Source organism: Geobacillus jurassicus NBRC 107829 (assembly GCF_001544315.1).
Lineage (GTDB): Bacteria > Bacillota > Bacilli > Bacillales > Anoxybacillaceae > Geobacillus > Geobacillus jurassicus.
The window spans coordinates 1-15,713 of the sequence record NZ_BCQG01000070.1; the positions used below are offsets into that span (position 1 = coordinate 1).

Here is a 15,713-nt window from a genome sequence, read left to right on the forward strand (position 1 = left end):
CAAATAGAAAAATTGACCAAGAATCATGGCAAGGGACGTTACGGGGAGGCGGATTTCTGCTAAAATAAAATTAAAAAAAGCAGGGGCTGGTTCACCAATGAATGATCTCAATCTATTTTTAGCGTTCGGCGCCGGGTTTTTGTCGTTTATCTCCCCGTGCTGCCTGCCGCTTTATCCGGCGTTTTTATCGTATATCACCGGCGTGTCGGTCAGCGAGCTGAAAGAGGAAAATGCGATGCTCAACCGCCGCAGCTTATGGCATACGCTTTGCTTTTTGCTCGGCTTCTCGCTCATTTTTATTTCGCTCGGCTTTGGCACCTCGCTTCTCGGCCGGCTGTTTGTTGATTACCAAGATGTGATCCGGCAAATCGGCGCGGTCGTGGTCGTCGCTCTCGGCCTCGTCGTCGCCGGGCTGTGGAAGCCGGCGTTTTTGTTGAAAGACCGGCGCATCACGTTTCGTGAGCGGCCGTCTGGGTATCTTGGCTCCGTGTTGATCGGCATGGCGTTCGCCGCCGGCTGGACGCCGTGCATGGGGCCGATTTTAGTGGCGGTTGTTGCTCTCGCGGCAACGAATCCGGGGTCAGGAATGATGTATATGCTCGCCTATACGCTCGGATTTGCCGTTCCGTTTTTCATTTTGTCGTTTTTTATCGGCAAGCTGCAATGGATTCGCCGCCATAGCGCGTCGATCATGAAGGCGGGCGGCTATGTCATGGTGGCGATGGGTGTCATTTTGTACTTTGACTGGATGACGAAGGTGATTGCCTATACGACAAGTTTGTTTGGCGGATTTACCGGTTTTTAGCAGCGATGGAGTCGCCCTTTGTGCGGCGGTTGTTGGAGGAATATCGTTGAGGAGAGGATGATGGAAAGATGGCGGCTGTGTTAATTGCTGATGATGCGAAATTTATGCGGGTGACGCTCGCTCGCATACTGGAAAAAGCGAATCATACGGTAGCCGGTGAGGCGGAAAACGGGAAAGAGGCCGTCGAGCTGTACCGCCGGCTGCGCCCTGATTTGGTGATTATGGACATTACGATGCCGATCATGAACGGGATTGAAGCGGTGCGGGCCATTAAAGAAATCGACCCCGGGGCGAAAATCATCATCTGCTCGGCGTTAGGACAGCAGCGCATGGTCGTCGAAGCGATTGAAGCCGGCGCCGCTGACTTTATCGTCAAGCCGTTTGAAGAAACGCGCGTGCTCGAGGCGATCGCCCGCCTTTTGTAGGCAGGCTTGTAAACAAAGGCGCCGCTATGACCGCCGGAAGACGGCTGGCTGCGTTCCTCTTGGCAAGCGAGGGGATGAAGCGGCGGCGATCTTAGGCGAAGGCAGGCGGCTCGAGAGGAGGTAGGCAAGCGGAGCGGTTTTTGCTATAATAGCGTTGTCCGTGAATTTTGTCGGAAGAAGGTGATGGCTTTGGCGCTTGTTACATCGCTCATCGCCGTTGTGATGGCGTTTCTTGTCTTTTTTGTGCGCATGAAAGCGTCGGAAAAGCCGACGAATGCAAAAAAAATCATTTTGCCGCCGCTGTTTATGAGCACCGGGGCGCTGATGTTCATCGATCCGGTCTTCCGCGTCACGCGTGGGGAGCTCATCGAAGCGGTTGCTCTCGGCCTGTTTTTCTCGCTGTTTCTCATTAAAACGTCGAAATTTGAAATCCGCGGCAACGATATTTATTTGAAACGCTCAAAAGCTTTTATATGGATTTTGCTCGGGCTGATTGTCATTCGCCTTGGTTTGAAGACGTATTTAGGGCGAACGATCGATTACCGCCAGTTAAGCGGCATGTTTTATTTGCTGGCGTTTTCGATGATCGTCCCATGGCGGATTGCGATGTACGTTTCATATAGAAAGCTGGCGGCGCAGCTGAAACCGCCAGTGCTTACCTAAAGGGCTGCCCTGCTGTGGACAGCCCTTTTTTGTTGCGCCAAGCCATTTTGCTTTTTTCGGAATTTCGCCGCCGTGAAGCCGCCTGTACCAACCAGCCGCTTGTTTGGGCAGCTTTGTTATGTTGAAAAAGACGAAAGCCGCTCGTATTCGGACCAAATCGAGAGGCCGATCAGCGGCTTTCCAATAAATGTTGATAAGGGGAGAGATCGATGTTTTTCGCCTGCAATGTCCGGATCAAAAACTTATGGTCGCGCTTGGGGGTTGCGATGATGTAGCCGCGGATCAGCAAGTCGCGCGTGATGCGCGGCGCCTGCTCCTTGAGGGCGAGCTCGCCGATTTTGCCGGCGATTTTTTGACGGGCGACATCGCGGAACAATTCCGGCACTGGGCGGACGAGTTCCTCCAGCAACGCTTTTTCTTCCTCTCCCCATAGATGGCGCGTCTGCTCGATGTAATATTCCTGCCAATCTAGCTCTGACTTTCCATCCTCTTTCGGCAGCCGCTTTAAAAACTTGCGGAACATGAAAAAGCCGCCGATCGACATCATGAGAAGCAAAAAGACAGTCCAAAACAAAATAAACCACAGAAACCAGCCGGTCAGCATCGCTTTCCCCCCAACCATCATCTGTTTGCGTCCGTCTGCCGCGAATACACGCACCATGTCTTCTATATATTATGTCGAAAAACGCGCTGTTTGGCAAGTTTCAGGGGGATATCCGGCAGGACCTTGGTTCGTTACAGACTGTTACATAACCGTAATGCAACTGTAAAAAAGCTTGTCCCGCCCTACAGCGCCAACGGATTGAAAGTCGGCGGCCGCTTCGTATGGAAAAGATATACAGTGACGTTCCCTTCTTTGCCTGCTAATCTAATAACCAAAGAAAAAAGCCAAAAGGCAACGATTAAGGGGGATGCGTAGAGTGAAAAAAACGATCGCAGCACTCACGATAGTTTGCTGTATGGCGTTAAGCTCTCAGGGGCTGTCAGCGGAAGCGGCCGGCTCGTATACATACTATCAAGTGAAAAAAGGCGATACGTTATCAAAAATCGCCAAACAATATCATATCACGGTTGCCTCGTTAAAGTCGTTAAACGGGTTAAAAAGCGATGTGATTTATATCGGCGAAAGGTTGAAAGTGCCGGCTGCGGCGAAGCGATCGGCTTCGGCCCCAGCGAAGAAGAAGGCCATTTCATTAAGCGCGGCTGACCGGAAGCTGCTCGCCCAGCTCGTGCAAGCCGAAACCGGATCGAGCGAGCCGTTCGCCGGCAAAGTGGAAGTGGCGCTCGTCATTTTGAACCGCACTCAACATCCTGAGTTCCCGAAAACGGTGCGCGGCGTCATTTATCAAAAAACGAAATCGGGCTATGCATTTGTACCGGTGAAAACGGGAAAACTGACCCGCATTCAGCCGACCAAGCAAGATTACGAGGCGGTCGACAAGGCGCTCGCCTTATTCCCAACTGATCGCCGCGGTTCGCTCTATTTCTACAATCCGAAAATTACGAAAGACAAATGGATGCTGTCGCGTCCGGTGACGATCCGCATCGGGCATCATGTATTTGCCAAGTGAAAGAGGCCAAATGGGGCCTCTTTATTTTGTCGGTGCCATGTCGTCGATGGGGCGGAGCCTGCTTTGCGTTGAGTTATATGAGAAGATCACTCCATAACCAGAGATGCCCCGCCTAGGAAACATGGGCGGGGTCTCGTTCATTTTCCTTTCCATGTTTTTAAAAAAAGAAAAGGGGTGAAGCCTCTACTGTACGGTTTGATCTAAAGCGAGGATGATAAAGATTGATTTAACGATAAATATATTATGTAAAGTTAATGGTCTGATTTTGATCCCAGGAAGCGCTGCAAGCCATTGTACGGAAGAGGCATAAGGACGGCGCTCGTTCCCTCTTTCACGACGGATCGAGAGATGACCAGACGCCGCCCGCTGGCCCAATCGGGCTACATATCATGGCTTGTATTATGTTTTTGCCGCGTGTGATTGCGATTTTTCACCTTTTTCGATCCATCAAGCGGCTCCGGTTGCCCAGGGTTGTCGCCTTTGGGCGCGTTTTTGCGCATATCTTTGCCGTCGTTTTTGTTCGTCATCGCCTTGTCCCTCCTTTTTGCTTATTAGCATGCCGGCGGCGGCTGCCGTTTATTCAGCGTATAATTTGCGGCCGGTTTGAGACGATAAGTAATGGATGACCGCCATGACCGGAAAAGGAGGAACGAGCCATGGTTTACCATAAAACGAAACAAGACGCGTTTCAGGCGGCGCAAAAGGCGACGATGGAAGCGAAAGAATGGCATGACCATTTAGTGCGCGATCAAGCCGACTATGGCCACCAATTGGCCCATTTGCGGCAGGAAGTCAATGAGGCGTTTGCCCAGATTGAAAACGCGCTCGAAGTCGCATCCGAGACGCAACGCGCGCAACTCGAAAAATTCCGCAGCGACCTGCAGGCGATTGTCGATGACATCAACCGAAACGAGTAAGGGAATGCCGGTGGACATTCCCTTTTTGTGTGGCTACGGCAGGCCGGGGTGGCGGAACGGCCGCCGCGCTATTGATTCTTTTTTCGTTTTTTATTGTTTTGGCGCTGCTCCTCGGTCAGTGGCTCATTGGAGAACTCTTCATTGTAGCCGGCGCCCATTCCTTGCGCTTTGGCGGCGTTCATGCCAGGGATCACGTGGTTTGCTTTCCGTTTCGCCATTCGTTTCACCTCCGCTTTTAGTTTGCGACGAACCAAGCACCTTATTCCTGCTTTGCCGCAGGAAAGAAATAAAATGGCGGAACATGGGAAAACATTATTTACAACTTGTCCTGTTCTATAATAAGATAAAGTCGTGCCGAACTTTATGGGGATTGGGAGAATTCATGCTATTTTTTCGACTTTTGTGCGAAAAAATAGTATAGTATTATTGTGAAGTGAAGGGGGTAATACATATGGCGAAACAAGATGTGTTTAACGCCCGCGCTTCGTTTGAAGTAAACGGTAAAAAGTACAACTATTACCGTTTGCAAGCGCTTGAAGAAGCGGGCATCGGCCAGGTGAGCCGCCTGCCGTACTCGATCAAAGTATTGCTTGAATCGGTGCTCCGCCAAGTCGACGGCCGCGTCATTACGAAAGAGCACGTCGAAAACTTGGCGAAATGGGGAACGCCGGAAATGAAAGACATCGACGTGCCGTTTAAGCCGTCGCGCGTCATTTTGCAAGACTTCACCGGCGTGCCGGCGGTCGTCGATTTGGCTTCGATGCGCAAAGCGATGGCTGATCTAGGCGGCGACCCGTACGAAATCAACCCGGAAATTCCGGTCGATCTCGTCATCGACCACTCGGTGCAAGTCGACCGCTACGGGTCGGACGATGCGCTGGAGTACAACATGGATTTGGAATTCAAACGGAACGCCGAGCGGTACAAGTTTTTGAAATGGGCGCAAAAAGCGTTTAACAACTACCGTGCGGTTCCGCCGGCCACGGGGATCGTCCACCAAGTGAACTTGGAGTATTTGGCAAGCGTCGTTCACGCGGTCGAAGGGGAAAACGGCGAGTATGAAGCGTTCCCGGATACGCTTGTCGGTACGGACTCGCATACGACGATGATCAACGGCCTCGGCGTTCTCGGCTGGGGGGTCGGCGGCATTGAGGCGGAAGCCGGCATGCTTGGCCAGCCGTCATACTTCCCGGTGCCGGAAGTCATCGGTGTCCGCCTGACAGGCAAATTGCCGGACGGAGCGACGGCCACCGACTTGGCGCTTAAGGTGACGCAAGTGCTCCGGAAAAAAGGCGTCGTCGGCAAATTCGTCGAATTTTTCGGACCAGGGGTTGCGACCTTGCCGCTTGCTGACCGGGCGACGATCGCCAATATGGCGCCGGAGTACGGGGCGACATGCGGCTTCTTCCCGGTTGATGCCGAAGCGCTTGACTATTTGCGCTTGACCGGCCGAGACGAACATCACGTTCAAGTCGTCGAAGCGTATTGCAAAGCGAACGGTTTGTTCTACACGCCGGATGCGCCGGAGCCGGTGTTTACGGACGTTGTCGAAATCAACTTGTCGGAAATCGAAACGAACTTGTCTGGCCCGAAACGGCCGCAAGATTTGATCCCGCTTTCGAAAATGAAACAATCGTTCCGCGACGCGGTGAAAGCGCCGCAAGGCAACCAAGGCTTCGGCTTGACGGAAGCGGACTTGGAGCGGGAAATTACAGTCACGCTGAACGGCGAACAAGTGAAATTGAAAACGGGCGCCGTCGTCATTGCGGCCATCACGAGCTGTACGAATACGTCGAACCCGTACGTGCTCGTCGCCGCTGGCTTAGTGGCGAAAAAAGCGGTGGAAAAAGGCTTGCAAGTGCCGAAATACGTAAAAACGTCGCTCGCGCCGGGCTCGAAAGTCGTCACCGGCTACTTGCGTGACTCAGGACTGCTTCCATACCTCGAGCAGCTTGGCTTTAACATCGTCGGCTACGGCTGCACGACATGCATCGGCAACTCGGGCCCGCTTGCGCCAGAGCTTGAAAAAGCGCTCGCGGAAAGCGATCTGCTCGTGACAAGCGTTCTGTCCGGCAACCGGAACTTTGAAGGCCGCATCCACCCGCTTGTCAAAGGGAACTATTTGGCTTCGCCGCCGCTTGTCGTCGCCTATGCGCTTGCCGGGACGGTCGACATCGACCTGCTCAACGAACCGATCGGCAAAGACAAAGACGGCAACGATGTCTACTTCCGCGATATTTGGCCGTCGATGGAAGAGGTAAAAGCCGTCGTGAAACAAGCGGTCGATCCGGAACTGTTCCGCAAAGAATATGAGCGCGTGTTCGACGGCAATCCGCGTTGGAATGCCATCGAAACGACGGACGAGCCGCTTTACCAATGGGATGAAAACTCGACGTACATTCAAAATCCGCCGTTCTTTGAAGGCTTGTCGCCGGAAGTGCGCAAAGTCGAACCGCTCACCGGCTTGCGCGTCGTCGGCAAGTTCGGCGATTCAGTGACGACCGACCATATTTCGCCGGCAGGTTCCATCGGCAAAAACACGCCGGCAGGGCAATATTTGATCTCGAAAGGCGTCGAGCCGAAAGACTTCAACTCGTACGGTTCGCGGCGCGGCAACCATGAGGTGATGATGCGCGGCACGTTCGCCAACATCCGCATCCGCAACCAAATCGCGCCGGGCACGGAAGGCGGCTACACGACGTACTGGCCGACCGGCGAAGTGATGTCGATGTACGATGCGTGCATGAGATACAAACAAGACGGCATTGGGCTTGTCGTCATCGCCGGCAAAGACTACGGCATGGGCAGCTCGCGCGACTGGGCGGCGAAAGGGACGTTCTTGCTCGGCATTAAAACGGTCATTGCCGAAAGCTTTGAACGCATTCATCGCTCGAACCTCGTCTTGATGGGCGTCCTGCCGCTGCAATTCAAAGAAGGCGAAAATGCGGAGACGCTCGGCTTGACCGGCAAAGAAGTGTTTGACATTCACATCGATGAAAACGTCAAACCGCGCGACCTCGTCAAAGTGACGGCGACGAACCCGGATACGGGCGAGAAAAAAGAATTCGACGTGATCGTCCGCTTTGACAGCGAAGTCGAAATCGACTACTATCGCCACGGCGGCATTTTGCAAATGGTGCTGCGCGAAAAATTGGCGAAAGTGAAACAATAACGACAAAAAGCAGGCTCCCACATCGGGAAGCCTGCTTTTATTTTGTGTTGAGCTTTTTCGCCGCGTTTTCCAGTTTGCTTTTCGGGTCCGGGGTGAACGCCCCGTCTTGGGCAAAGCCTTGCGGGTTGACGCCCGGCGCCTTCGTGCCGCGGTTTCGGCCGCCGTTTTTGGTCATTGCTTTCTTCACCTCCGCTCTTTATGGATAGTATGGCCGCCCTCGGTCAAAATATAAGCAAGGGAGGAACGTGTGATGAACAAAGGACTGAAAACGGCGCTCGCGACGATCGCGCTCGCCCAGTTTCTGAAAATCCCGATCAAGCAGCTGGAGACCGGCCGGTGGGACTGGCGTCTGTTCTTCGAAACGGGTGGGATGCCAAGTTCCCACTCAGCCGGTGTTTCGGCGCTGGCGACGTTTATTGCTTTAGAGAGGGGCGTGCGCACGATCGATTTTGCTTTGGCGGCTTTGTTTGGCATGATCGTCATGTACGATGCGCAAGGGGTGCGGCGCCAAGCAGGCGAGCTTGCCCTTCGCCTGAACGAGCTCGCCGAGGAAGTGAAAAAGTTGGAAGGCGACCCAAAACAAACCGTTTATCAAAAACGACAGCAGCAGTTGCGCGCCCGGCTCGGGCACGAGCCGATCGAAGTCGTCGGCGGGGCGCTCTTAGGAATGGCCGCGGGCGCTTTATCGCATTGGGGTTGTCGGCGCCGCGGCTGACAGCCTCAGGCAGCGAAGCGCATCAGGCGTCCGCGACATGGGGTGATGGACAACGGAATGCCCCCAGCCGCCAAAGAGCTGCTCCATTTTTCGCTGGGGAAACTGTTGCGGCTATGACGGGATGTTTCGTTTTTCCCGCCATCGTCTGCCCCAAAAGCGCGCGCTTGGCAATTCGGCGAGAATCATGCCGGCCAAAATCGCCACGCCGCCAAGCCAGGCCGATGGCGACAGCCGCTCTCCAGCCCAAAAGTAGGCGGTCAAAGCGGCAAACACCGGTTCCATAGCGAAAATGAGCGCGACATGAGCGGGAGTCGTATATTTTTGCACCGCCGTTTGGATGAGAAACGCCGCGGTCGTCGCCAAAAGCGATGTCACAGCGAGCGCGCCCCACACTTCCGGGCGGCGGAGCACCGCCATATTCCACATTTGGGCGGCATCTTCAAACCAAAAGGCAAAGACGAAACAGAGCACGGCGACGGTGAAAATTTGCACCATCGTCAGCAGCAGCGTCGAATACCGGGATGAATATTGGCCGGTGACGATAATGTGCATGGCAAACGAAACGGCGCAAAGAAAGACAAACAGATCGCCTCGATTGAACGACAGCTCCGCTCCGCCCGTCAGCCAATACAAGCCGAACGCGGCAAGCATCGCCCCGATGGCCGCATTGGCGGTTGGCTTTTGCTTTAACAGAACAAACGAAAACAGCGGCACAAGCACCACGCTCAGTCCGGTAATAAAGCCGGCTTTTGACGAAGTCGTATACAACAGCCCGACCGTTTGGAACGCATAGCCGCAAAACAGCCATATCCCCATCCATGCCCCGGCGCTGATGACCCGCCATGACAACTGGCCGAGAAGCGGGCAAGAGGAGATGGCGATCCAAGCGAGAAGCAGCAAGCCGGCCAAACTGAAGCGAACGGCGTTAAACGACAACGGCTCCAAAAAGGAAATGGCGTTTTGAACGACGACGAACGTCGCACCCCAGACGAGCGTCACCGCCAACAAACTCAAATCCGCGATCGTTTGTTGCTTCAATTTGCTTTCCCCCTTGTACGTCCGTTAATTAGCTGCTAGCCGCTAGTGTACCATAAATAGGCCGAAAAAGACATACATTTTGGAAAAAAGATGGGCGCTTGCGGCAAAATGGTTGATACAAGAAGAAATTGGGCATAAATTAGGTAATGAACAAGGGCGAAAGTGTGGTAAAATAAAAACCGACCTCGATCATCGCCACGCGGAAGGGTGACGACGCGTTGGATGTGCAAATCCACTGGACATATATGACGCCGAAAAAACAAGAGGCGTTTCTTGTCTCCGATTGGATCGATGCCAAACAGGCGCTCGCTTTGGCGGATGATTTTGAAAAAACCGGGCGGACGAAAACAATTGAGTTCATCGACCGAAACGGCACGGTGTGGTCCAAAAAAGAACTGCGAAAGTTGTTGGAAGAAATTGCCGTCGAACCGCATGAGATCGTTGTGTATTTTGACGGTGGCTTTGATCACGAGACGTCGCAAGGAGGCGTCGGCGCGGTCGTATACTATAAGCAAAATGATCATCGCTACCGGTTGCGCGCCAACCGAAAGCTTGGCGAAATCAAATCGAATAACGAAGCGGAATACGCAGCGTTTTGGTTTGTCATGCAGCTGCTTGAAGAGCTCGGCGTTCACCATTTGCCGGTGACGTTCCGCGGCGATTCCCACGTCGTGTTAAAGCAGCTGTCCGGCGATTGGCCGTGTTTTGAAGACGATTACAACGTTTGGCTGGACCGCATTGAAGAGAAAATGCGCGAGCTTGGCATCGAGCCGGCATATGAACCGATTTCGCGCAAGCAAAATAAAGAAGCGGATTCGCTCGCTCAAAAGGCGCTTAGGGGGCAGCTCATCACGAGCCGAACGGAATTGACAGAGGAAGGGTAAAGCCGTATGGGAAAGAAGCGAAACCGACGCAAAGAAATATTGGATCAAATCGCTTGGCTGGAGGAGACATACTGCGACGGCTGCTTTTTAAAAAGCACGTTCCGAAAAGAGTACGGCAAAACGTACGCCCAGTCGTTTTGCATCCAGCAATGCACCGTAGGGGAACAAATGCGGCAGTACGGGGAGATGCTCCTATCAGCGCCGCCGCGTCCGCGCCAGTAGGACCGAACGGCGCAGGAAGCTGCGGCTGAGGGCGTTCTTTGTTCATGCGCGCCGACAAGCATTTCGGCAGGCGCGTACGTTTTGTTCGTTGCTGCTTGCCGCGCGATTGGGGGCGTAGCGAAAAAAGAGCTTCGCCAAGCGAAGCTCCGTCTCGTTCGGGCTATTGTTGCGCCTCGCGAAGCTGATGCTCGGCGCGGGCCAATTTTTGTTCGCAGCGGTCGAGAAAATCCCCGTCGACGCCCGTGGCTTCTTGGCGGGCGCGCGCCAGTTGGTCGCGGGCGTTTTTCACCGCCTGTTCGGCATGGTCAAGCATTTCCGGATCCAGTTGCATCGTCGCCTGGCCGACCATTTTCTCCGCCGTCTCGACGAACATTTCCACTTGCTTCAAGTCGTTGTATCCCGTATGTACGTCGGCATCGCGTCTCGTCATATGAACACCTCCCTTTCCTTATTGTTCGCCGTTTGGTGAAATTTATGCCAATCAAATGAAAAAGACATCCTGCGATGCTGCAGGATGCCTCTCGTTCCGCTCCCGTTCTCTCGTCTATGTCAACGAAGCCTTATAATTTGACAACGTTCGCTGCTTGCGGTCCGCGGTTTCCTTGGACGATTTCAAACGAAACTTCTTGGCCTTCTTCTAACGTTTTGAACCCTTCACCTTGGATCGCCGTGAAGTGGACGAATACGTCGGAACCGCCTTCCACTTCGATGAAACCGTAGCCTTTTTCGTTGTTAAACCATTTTACTTTACCACGTTGCATAATACTGAATTCCTCCTAATACCTTTAGCCTGTTCGGCTAACCTCAAGATTTATCAAATAACAAAATATACTTCACAGCCATCCAAGATGCGCCTTCGTGTTGAATGCCTGAAATATATTCTGTTATGTGATGACTTTACTATACACTACCGCGGGTGGCCGCGTCAAGCAAAAGAAAGGAAATTTCCGAAAAAAGTTGTCTGCCTGTCTGAAAAACCATGGGTTACAAAGGAAAACGGGCCGCTTGGGGAGAAAAAAGTCATGAGCGGGCAGCAACAGCCATACATTGGAATAGGAACGACAAAAAGGGGGAGAAGCGGATGTACCGCGGGAAAATCGCGGGAAAAGAAGTGATCGTCCGGTTAGGGAGCCGGGTCAGCCGCCGGTATTTCAGCGACAATAAAATTTATCATATGGTTCTTTCGTACGGGGAGTCGGCGTTCCGCAAAGGGCAGGAAACGTTTTGCATCTACAACGATCGGGTCGGCCTGATTGTCGCCGAGGTCGAGCAGCAAGATGTCCCAGTCATCCGGATTGATTACATTATCGAAAACGAAAATGTGTACGAATAACCAATTGACAAACGAAGGCGAATGCGGTACTCTCAATGTAAGCGGTAACAAAATGCCGCGTCCGTCTGTTTTCGCTTTGGGGCAGACGCCTAGTCAGCCGTCTGTTTATTTTTTTTGCGCTGAAGCTGAAACGGGCGGCGGCATTTTTTCGTATACTTTCATGACGAGAAAGATAGACAAAAGAGGTGACAACGGTGTTGCTGCGCAAAATGATGTCAAAAGTCGGAGTCGGGTCGGCGCACGTCGACTTGATCTTAAATACATCGTTATGGCACCAAGGGGAAACGATTGAAGGGATCGTTCACATTTATGGCGGAACGGTGGAACAGATGATCGAGAGGCTTGATGTCGAGCTGGTGCAAAAAATCATTGAAAACGGCAAGGAACACGATCATGTCATCGCCGTCATTCCAGCGGCGGGAATGTTTGTGATCAAGCCAGGCGAGAAAAAGGAAATCCCGTTTGCCTACACGATCCCAGAGACGCTCCTGCCATCGCGCCCCGGCCGGTCGTACCGGTTCATCACCCGCCTTCATATCGAAGACGCGGTCGATACGCTTGACTTCGATTATGTGCAAATTTTGCCGAAAAAATAGGTTGACAGCGTTTTCAACAGATGATATGCTAAAAGCAAGTTAATAACGTTGTGGTGGAGAAGCGGAGACCCACACATATTCCTCGTTGATTAGCGGGGAAGTGTGTGGGTTTTTGCTTTTTCACCCAACGGATCACCCTCCGGAGGGATTGCCCAAGCAGGAAATGGCAAAGAAAACCGCGAATGAAAAGGGGGAAGAGAACGAATGTCGCCATTTTTAGGTGAACTCATCGGCACAGCATTGCTCATCATCTTCGGGGCGGGGGTGTGCGCCGGAGTCAATTTGAAGAAATCGTACGCCGCCAACTCGGGGTGGATCGTCATTACGATGGGATGGGGGCTGGCGGTGGCCGTGGCCGCATACGCTGTCGGCCGGTATAGCGGCGCCCATCTCAACCCGGCGCTGACGTTAGCGTTGGCGCTCAGCGGCGATTTTCCATGGAAAGATGTCCCTGGCTATGTGTTGGCACAGGTGCTTGGCGCTATGGTTGGGGCTGCCGTCGTCTATCTCCACTATTGGCCGCATTGGAAAGAAACGGACGATCCGGGCGTCAAGCTTGGCGTGTTCGCCACCGGGCCGGCCGTGCCGAATACGGCGGCCAACTTGCTTAGCGAGATCATTGGAACGTTTGTGTTGGTTTTAGCCATCTTGGCTATTGGCGCCAACAAATTCGCTGATGGGCTCAATCCGTTTGTCGTTGGTTTTTTGATCGTGGCGATTGGGCTGTCGCTCGGCGGTACGACCGGATACGCCATTAATCCGGCCCGAGACTTTGGGCCTCGCTTAGCCCACTTTTTGTTGCCAATTCCAGGGAAAGGGTCATCGAATTGGTCGTATGCGTGGGTGCCGATTGTCGGACCGCTGCTTGGCGGCGCGTTGGGCAGTTTGGTCTATAAAGCCGTTTTCTTGGGAAAACCGACAGGCGCATTATGGGGAGTGCTGGCGGCAACCGCAGTCGTTTTGGCGGCGGCGAAGATGGCAAAAGGAAAAACGGCCAACGCCGCAAGCCGCCAATCTCTCTAACTGGCGCATGGTTTGCGCGTGGATTTGCCGAGAAAAGCAAATAAGGGAGAAAGGGGAAAAGTCATGAATCAATACATTTTAGCCATCGACCAAGGTACGACCAGCTCGCGCGCGATTTTGTTCAATCAAAAGGGCGAGGTCGTTCATATGGCGCAAAAAGAGTTTACGCAATATTTCCCGCAGCCCGGCTGGGTTGAGCACAATGCCAACGAAATTTGGGGCTCGGTGCTTGCCGTCATTGCCAGCGTGTTGTCTGAAGCCGAGGTGAAGCCGGAACAGGTGGCCGCAATCGGCATTACCAACCAACGGGAGACGACGGTTGTGTGGGAGAAAGACACCGGCAACCCGATTTATAACGCCATCGTCTGGCAGTCTCGCCAGACAGCTGGCATTTGCGACGAGCTGAAAGCGAAAGGATATGACCCGCTGTTTCGCGAAAAAACCGGTTTGCTCATTGATGCCTATTTTTCCGGAACGAAAGTGAAATGGATTTTGGACCATGTCGACGGAGCGCGCGAGCGGGCGGAGCGCGGCGAATTGCTTTTCGGCACGATCGATACGTGGCTCATTTGGAAACTCTCAGGCGGCCGCGCTCATGTGACCGACTATTCGAACGCGTCGCGCACGTTGATGTTTAACATCCATACGCTTGAGTGGGACGACGAATTGCTTGCGATTTTAAACGTGCCTAAGGCGATGCTTCCTGAGGTGCGTCCATCATCGGAAGTATACGCGAAAACCGTTCCCTATCATTTCTTCGGCGTTGAGGTGCCGATCGCTGGGGCCGCGGGCGACCAGCAGGCGGCTCTGTTCGGCCAAGCGTGCTTTCAAGAAGGGATGGCGAAAAATACGTACGGCACCGGCTGCTTTATGCTCATGAATACGGGAGAAAAAGCGGTCGAGTCGAAACACGGGCTGCTGACAACGATCGCCTGGGGCATTGACGGCAAGGTTGAATATGCACTTGAAGGCAGCATTTTCGTCGCCGGCTCGGCCATTCAATGGCTGCGCGACGGCTTGCGGATGATCAAAACGGCGGCTGACAGCGAAGCGTACGCCGAAAAAGTCGAGTCGACAGACGGAGTGTATGTCGTTCCGGCGTTCGTCGGCCTCGGTACGCCGTATTGGGACAGTGAGGTGCGCGGGGCGGTGTTCGGCCTGACGCGCGGTACGACGAAAGAGCATTTCATCCGGGCGACATTGGAATCGCTCGCCTACCAGACAAAAGACGTGCTCGCCGCTATGGAAGCCGATTCCGGCATCTCGCTGACAACGCTGCGCGTCGACGGCGGCGCGGTGAAAAACAATTTCCTCATGCAGTTCCAGAGCGATTTGCTCGCTGTGCCGGTCGAGCGGCCGGTCATCAATGAAACGACCGCCCTTGGCGCTGCTTATTTGGCCGGCTTAGCCGTCGGCTATTGGAACAGCCGCGAAGAGATCGCCGCTCAATGGCAGCTTGACCGCCGCTTTGAGCCGAATATGTCCGCCGACCGACGGACGGTGCTTTATGACGGCTGGAAAAAAGCAGTACGGGCGGCGATGGCGTTTAAATGATTAATGATTTATTAGAAAAACGCGGATGCCCTGGATGACGGGCATCCGCGTTTTTACGTCCTTCGCTCGATGCTGCGTGCAAGCAGGCCGACTGCTTCATCTGCCGGCATGGGGGGCCGGAACAAGTAGCCTTGCGCCTCGTGGCAACCTTTTTTCCTTAAGTACTCGAGCTGTTCCTCACGCTCTACTCCTTCGGCGATGACGTTCATGCCAAGATGATGGCCGAGGGAGATGATTGTGCTTGTGATGATGCTGCCATAGTGCGAATGGGGGCAATCTGCGATGAAGGTACGGTCGATTTTCACGGTGTCAATGTTCAATTGTTTCAAATAGGCGAGCGAGGAATAGCCAGTGCCGAAATCATCAATGGACAGGCGCACCCCCATCTCTTTCAACCGGCGCAAATTGGCCAAAACGGTCGTTTCTTGATAAATGGCGATCGTTTCTGTAATTTCAAGTTCCAACCACGATGGTTTCATATTCGTCTCCGCCAAAATGGCTTCCACGCGGGCGGCGAATTGCGGATGGTGCAGCTCTTTGACGGAAATGTTGACAGCCATTCGAATCGGCGCGAATCCTTGCCGACGCCAACGTTCGTGCTGCCGGCAGGCCTGTTGGATCGTCCATTCGCCGATGGGAATAATGAGACCCGTTTCCTCGGCGAGCGGAATAAAATCCCCTGGCGGCACAACGCCTTCGGTGGGGTGATGCCAACGAATGAGCGTTTCCATAGCGGAAACGGCTTTTGTCCGTACATCGACAATCGGCTGGTACAATAGGACGAACCCATCCATG

General features: G+C 53.5%; 21 protein-coding genes. 13 read left to right on the forward strand and 8 right to left on the reverse strand.

The features are described 5' to 3' along the window. Window positions 1-97 precede the first annotated feature (97 nt). The 3 genes from GJ1_RS15660 to GJ1_RS15670 all read left to right on the forward strand — a co-directional run bounded on the left by GJ1_RS15660 (window position 98) and on the right by GJ1_RS15670 (window position 1,893). Window positions 98-805, forward strand: a complete 708-nt coding sequence (locus tag GJ1_RS15660; RefSeq protein ID WP_066234415.1) for a cytochrome c biogenesis protein CcdA — start codon at window positions 98-100, stop codon at window positions 803-805. A 68-nt stretch (window positions 806-873) separates the two neighbouring features. Continuing rightward, complete coding sequence (locus GJ1_RS15665; RefSeq protein WP_066234417.1) at window positions 874-1,230, forward strand: response regulator; 357 nt, start codon at window positions 874-876, stop codon at window positions 1,228-1,230. Between the two features lie 183 nt (window positions 1,231-1,413). Next, window positions 1,414-1,893 (forward strand): CcdC family protein, encoded by a 480-nt coding sequence (locus GJ1_RS15670; protein ID WP_373278046.1) that lies wholly within the window; start codon window positions 1,414-1,416, stop codon window positions 1,891-1,893. A 169-nt stretch (window positions 1,894-2,062) separates the two neighbouring features. Here the strand turns inward: GJ1_RS15670 and GJ1_RS15675 are convergent, their stop codons facing one another. Beyond that, the gene (locus tag GJ1_RS15675) at window positions 2,063-2,497 is read right to left on the reverse strand and encodes a DUF2621 domain-containing protein (RefSeq protein WP_066234457.1); all 435 of its coding nucleotides are present in this window, start codon (window positions 2,495-2,497) and stop codon (window positions 2,063-2,065) included. Window positions 2,498-2,813: 316 nt separating this feature from the next. Between GJ1_RS15675 and GJ1_RS15680 the strand changes: the two genes are divergently transcribed. Continuing rightward, on the forward strand, window positions 2,814-3,464 hold the full coding sequence (locus tag GJ1_RS15680) for a cell wall hydrolase (RefSeq protein ID WP_066234421.1): 651 nt from the start codon (window positions 2,814-2,816) through the stop codon (window positions 3,462-3,464). A gap of 380 nt (window positions 3,465-3,844) precedes the next feature. Here the strand turns inward: GJ1_RS15680 and GJ1_RS15685 are convergent, their stop codons facing one another. Then, a complete protein-coding gene (locus tag GJ1_RS15685; RefSeq protein ID WP_011230843.1) occupies window positions 3,845-3,991 on the reverse strand; it encodes a small acid-soluble spore protein P in 147 nt (48 codons plus the stop codon). Between the two features lie 129 nt (window positions 3,992-4,120). On the opposite strand from GJ1_RS15685, the gene GJ1_RS15690 reads away from it, so the two are divergent. Continuing rightward, window positions 4,121-4,381 carry a hypothetical protein gene (locus tag GJ1_RS15690; RefSeq protein WP_044731623.1) on the forward strand — a complete coding sequence of 87 codons (261 nt, stop codon included), beginning with the start codon at window positions 4,121-4,123 and terminating at the stop codon, window positions 4,379-4,381. Between the two features lie 68 nt (window positions 4,382-4,449). Here GJ1_RS15690 and sspO read toward each other — a convergent pair whose 3' ends face one another. Next, complete coding sequence (gene sspO / locus GJ1_RS15695; protein WP_033025147.1) at window positions 4,450-4,599, reverse strand: small acid-soluble spore protein SspO; 150 nt, start codon at window positions 4,597-4,599, stop codon at window positions 4,450-4,452. A 233-nt stretch (window positions 4,600-4,832) separates the two neighbouring features. On the opposite strand from sspO, the gene acnA reads away from it, so the two are divergent. Continuing rightward, window positions 4,833-7,553 (forward strand): aconitate hydratase AcnA, encoded by a 2,721-nt coding sequence (acnA, locus tag GJ1_RS15700; protein ID WP_066234423.1) that lies wholly within the window; start codon window positions 4,833-4,835, stop codon window positions 7,551-7,553. A 37-nt stretch (window positions 7,554-7,590) separates the two neighbouring features. Here the strand turns inward: acnA and sspL are convergent, their stop codons facing one another. Continuing rightward, window positions 7,591-7,728 (reverse strand): small, acid-soluble spore protein L, encoded by a 138-nt coding sequence (gene sspL, locus GJ1_RS15705; protein WP_066234426.1) that lies wholly within the window; start codon window positions 7,726-7,728, stop codon window positions 7,591-7,593. Between the two features lie 75 nt (window positions 7,729-7,803). Between sspL and GJ1_RS15710 the strand changes: the two genes are divergently transcribed. Then, a complete protein-coding gene (locus GJ1_RS15710; protein ID WP_066234429.1) occupies window positions 7,804-8,268 on the forward strand; it encodes a divergent PAP2 family protein in 465 nt (154 codons plus the stop codon). A 111-nt stretch (window positions 8,269-8,379) separates the two neighbouring features. Here GJ1_RS15710 and GJ1_RS15715 read toward each other — a convergent pair whose 3' ends face one another. Then, entirely contained in the window at window positions 8,380-9,306 is a 927-nt protein-coding gene (locus tag GJ1_RS15715) for a DMT family transporter (RefSeq protein ID WP_066234432.1), read from the reverse strand. A 218-nt stretch (window positions 9,307-9,524) separates the two neighbouring features. Here GJ1_RS15715 and GJ1_RS15720 point away from each other — a divergent pair, with 218 nt between their 5' ends. Both GJ1_RS15720 and GJ1_RS15725 read left to right on the forward strand, forming a co-directional pair. Further along, the gene (locus GJ1_RS15720; RefSeq protein WP_066234434.1) at window positions 9,525-10,190 is read left to right on the forward strand and encodes a ribonuclease H family protein; all 666 of its coding nucleotides are present in this window, start codon (window positions 9,525-9,527) and stop codon (window positions 10,188-10,190) included. Window positions 10,191-10,196: 6 nt separating this feature from the next. Beyond that, window positions 10,197-10,412 carry a zinc-finger domain-containing protein gene (locus GJ1_RS15725; protein ID WP_063166191.1) on the forward strand — a complete coding sequence of 72 codons (216 nt, stop codon included), beginning with the start codon at window positions 10,197-10,199 and terminating at the stop codon, window positions 10,410-10,412. Window positions 10,413-10,572: 160 nt separating this feature from the next. Here GJ1_RS15725 and GJ1_RS15730 read toward each other — a convergent pair whose 3' ends face one another. After that, window positions 10,573-10,842, reverse strand: coding sequence for a DUF2564 family protein (locus GJ1_RS15730; protein WP_066234437.1), 270 nt, complete (start codon window positions 10,840-10,842; stop codon window positions 10,573-10,575). A gap of 130 nt (window positions 10,843-10,972) precedes the next feature. Next, on the reverse strand, window positions 10,973-11,173 hold the full coding sequence (cspD, locus tag GJ1_RS15735) for a cold-shock protein CspD (RefSeq protein ID WP_003251474.1): 201 nt from the start codon (window positions 11,171-11,173) through the stop codon (window positions 10,973-10,975). Between the two features lie 320 nt (window positions 11,174-11,493). Here cspD and GJ1_RS15740 point away from each other — a divergent pair, with 320 nt between their 5' ends. The 4 genes from GJ1_RS15740 (at window position 11,494) to glpK (ending at window position 14,918) form a co-directional block, all read left to right on the forward strand. After that, the gene (locus GJ1_RS15740) at window positions 11,494-11,745 is read left to right on the forward strand and encodes a hypothetical protein (protein WP_066234439.1); all 252 of its coding nucleotides are present in this window, start codon (window positions 11,494-11,496) and stop codon (window positions 11,743-11,745) included. Window positions 11,746-11,939: 194 nt separating this feature from the next. Next, the gene (locus GJ1_RS15745; RefSeq protein ID WP_066234442.1) at window positions 11,940-12,341 is read left to right on the forward strand and encodes a sporulation protein; all 402 of its coding nucleotides are present in this window, start codon (window positions 11,940-11,942) and stop codon (window positions 12,339-12,341) included. Between the two features lie 204 nt (window positions 12,342-12,545). Next, window positions 12,546-13,364, forward strand: a complete 819-nt coding sequence (locus GJ1_RS15750) for an MIP/aquaporin family protein (protein WP_066234445.1) — start codon at window positions 12,546-12,548, stop codon at window positions 13,362-13,364. Between the two features lie 63 nt (window positions 13,365-13,427). Further along, on the forward strand, window positions 13,428-14,918 hold the full coding sequence (glpK, locus tag GJ1_RS15755; protein ID WP_066234447.1) for a glycerol kinase GlpK: 1,491 nt from the start codon (window positions 13,428-13,430) through the stop codon (window positions 14,916-14,918). Window positions 14,919-14,971: 53 nt separating this feature from the next. Here glpK and GJ1_RS15760 read toward each other — a convergent pair. After that, on the reverse strand, window positions 14,972-15,713 hold a 742-nt coding region (locus GJ1_RS15760), incomplete at its 5' end, for a putative bifunctional diguanylate cyclase/phosphodiesterase (protein WP_066234450.1).

Coding starts and splice junctions, on each gene's coding strand:
- GJ1_RS15690 (WP_044731623.1), top strand. CDS start 4,121: ATGGTTTACCATAAAACGAAACAAGACGCGTTTCAGGCGGCGCAAAAG.
- GJ1_RS15670 (WP_373278046.1), top strand. CDS start 1,414: ATGGCTTTGGCGCTTGTTACATCGCTCATCGCCGTTGTGATGGCGTTT.
- GJ1_RS15710 (WP_066234429.1), top strand. CDS start 7,804: ATGAACAAAGGACTGAAAACGGCGCTCGCGACGATCGCGCTCGCCCAG.
- GJ1_RS15725 (WP_063166191.1), top strand. CDS start 10,197: ATGGGAAAGAAGCGAAACCGACGCAAAGAAATATTGGATCAAATCGCT.
- GJ1_RS15660 (WP_066234415.1), top strand. CDS start 98: ATGAATGATCTCAATCTATTTTTAGCGTTCGGCGCCGGGTTTTTGTCG.
- GJ1_RS15740 (WP_066234439.1), top strand. CDS start 11,494: ATGTACCGCGGGAAAATCGCGGGAAAAGAAGTGATCGTCCGGTTAGGG.
- acnA (WP_066234423.1), top strand. CDS start 4,833: ATGGCGAAACAAGATGTGTTTAACGCCCGCGCTTCGTTTGAAGTAAAC.
- sspO (WP_033025147.1), bottom strand. CDS start 4,599: ATGGCGAAACGGAAAGCAAACCACGTGATCCCTGGCATGAACGCCGCC.
- GJ1_RS15750 (WP_066234445.1), top strand. CDS start 12,546: ATGTCGCCATTTTTAGGTGAACTCATCGGCACAGCATTGCTCATCATC.
- GJ1_RS15675 (WP_066234457.1), bottom strand. CDS start 2,497: ATGCTGACCGGCTGGTTTCTGTGGTTTATTTTGTTTTGGACTGTCTTT.
- GJ1_RS15665 (WP_066234417.1), top strand. CDS start 874: ATGGCGGCTGTGTTAATTGCTGATGATGCGAAATTTATGCGGGTGACG.
- sspL (WP_066234426.1), bottom strand. CDS start 7,728: ATGACCAAAAACGGCGGCCGAAACCGCGGCACGAAGGCGCCGGGCGTC.
- cspD (WP_003251474.1), bottom strand. CDS start 11,173: ATGCAACGTGGTAAAGTAAAATGGTTTAACAACGAAAAAGGCTACGGT.
- GJ1_RS15730 (WP_066234437.1), bottom strand. CDS start 10,842: ATGACGAGACGCGATGCCGACGTACATACGGGATACAACGACTTGAAG.
- glpK (WP_066234447.1), top strand. CDS start 13,428: ATGAATCAATACATTTTAGCCATCGACCAAGGTACGACCAGCTCGCGC.
- GJ1_RS15685 (WP_011230843.1), bottom strand. CDS start 3,991: ATGACGAACAAAAACGACGGCAAAGATATGCGCAAAAACGCGCCCAAA.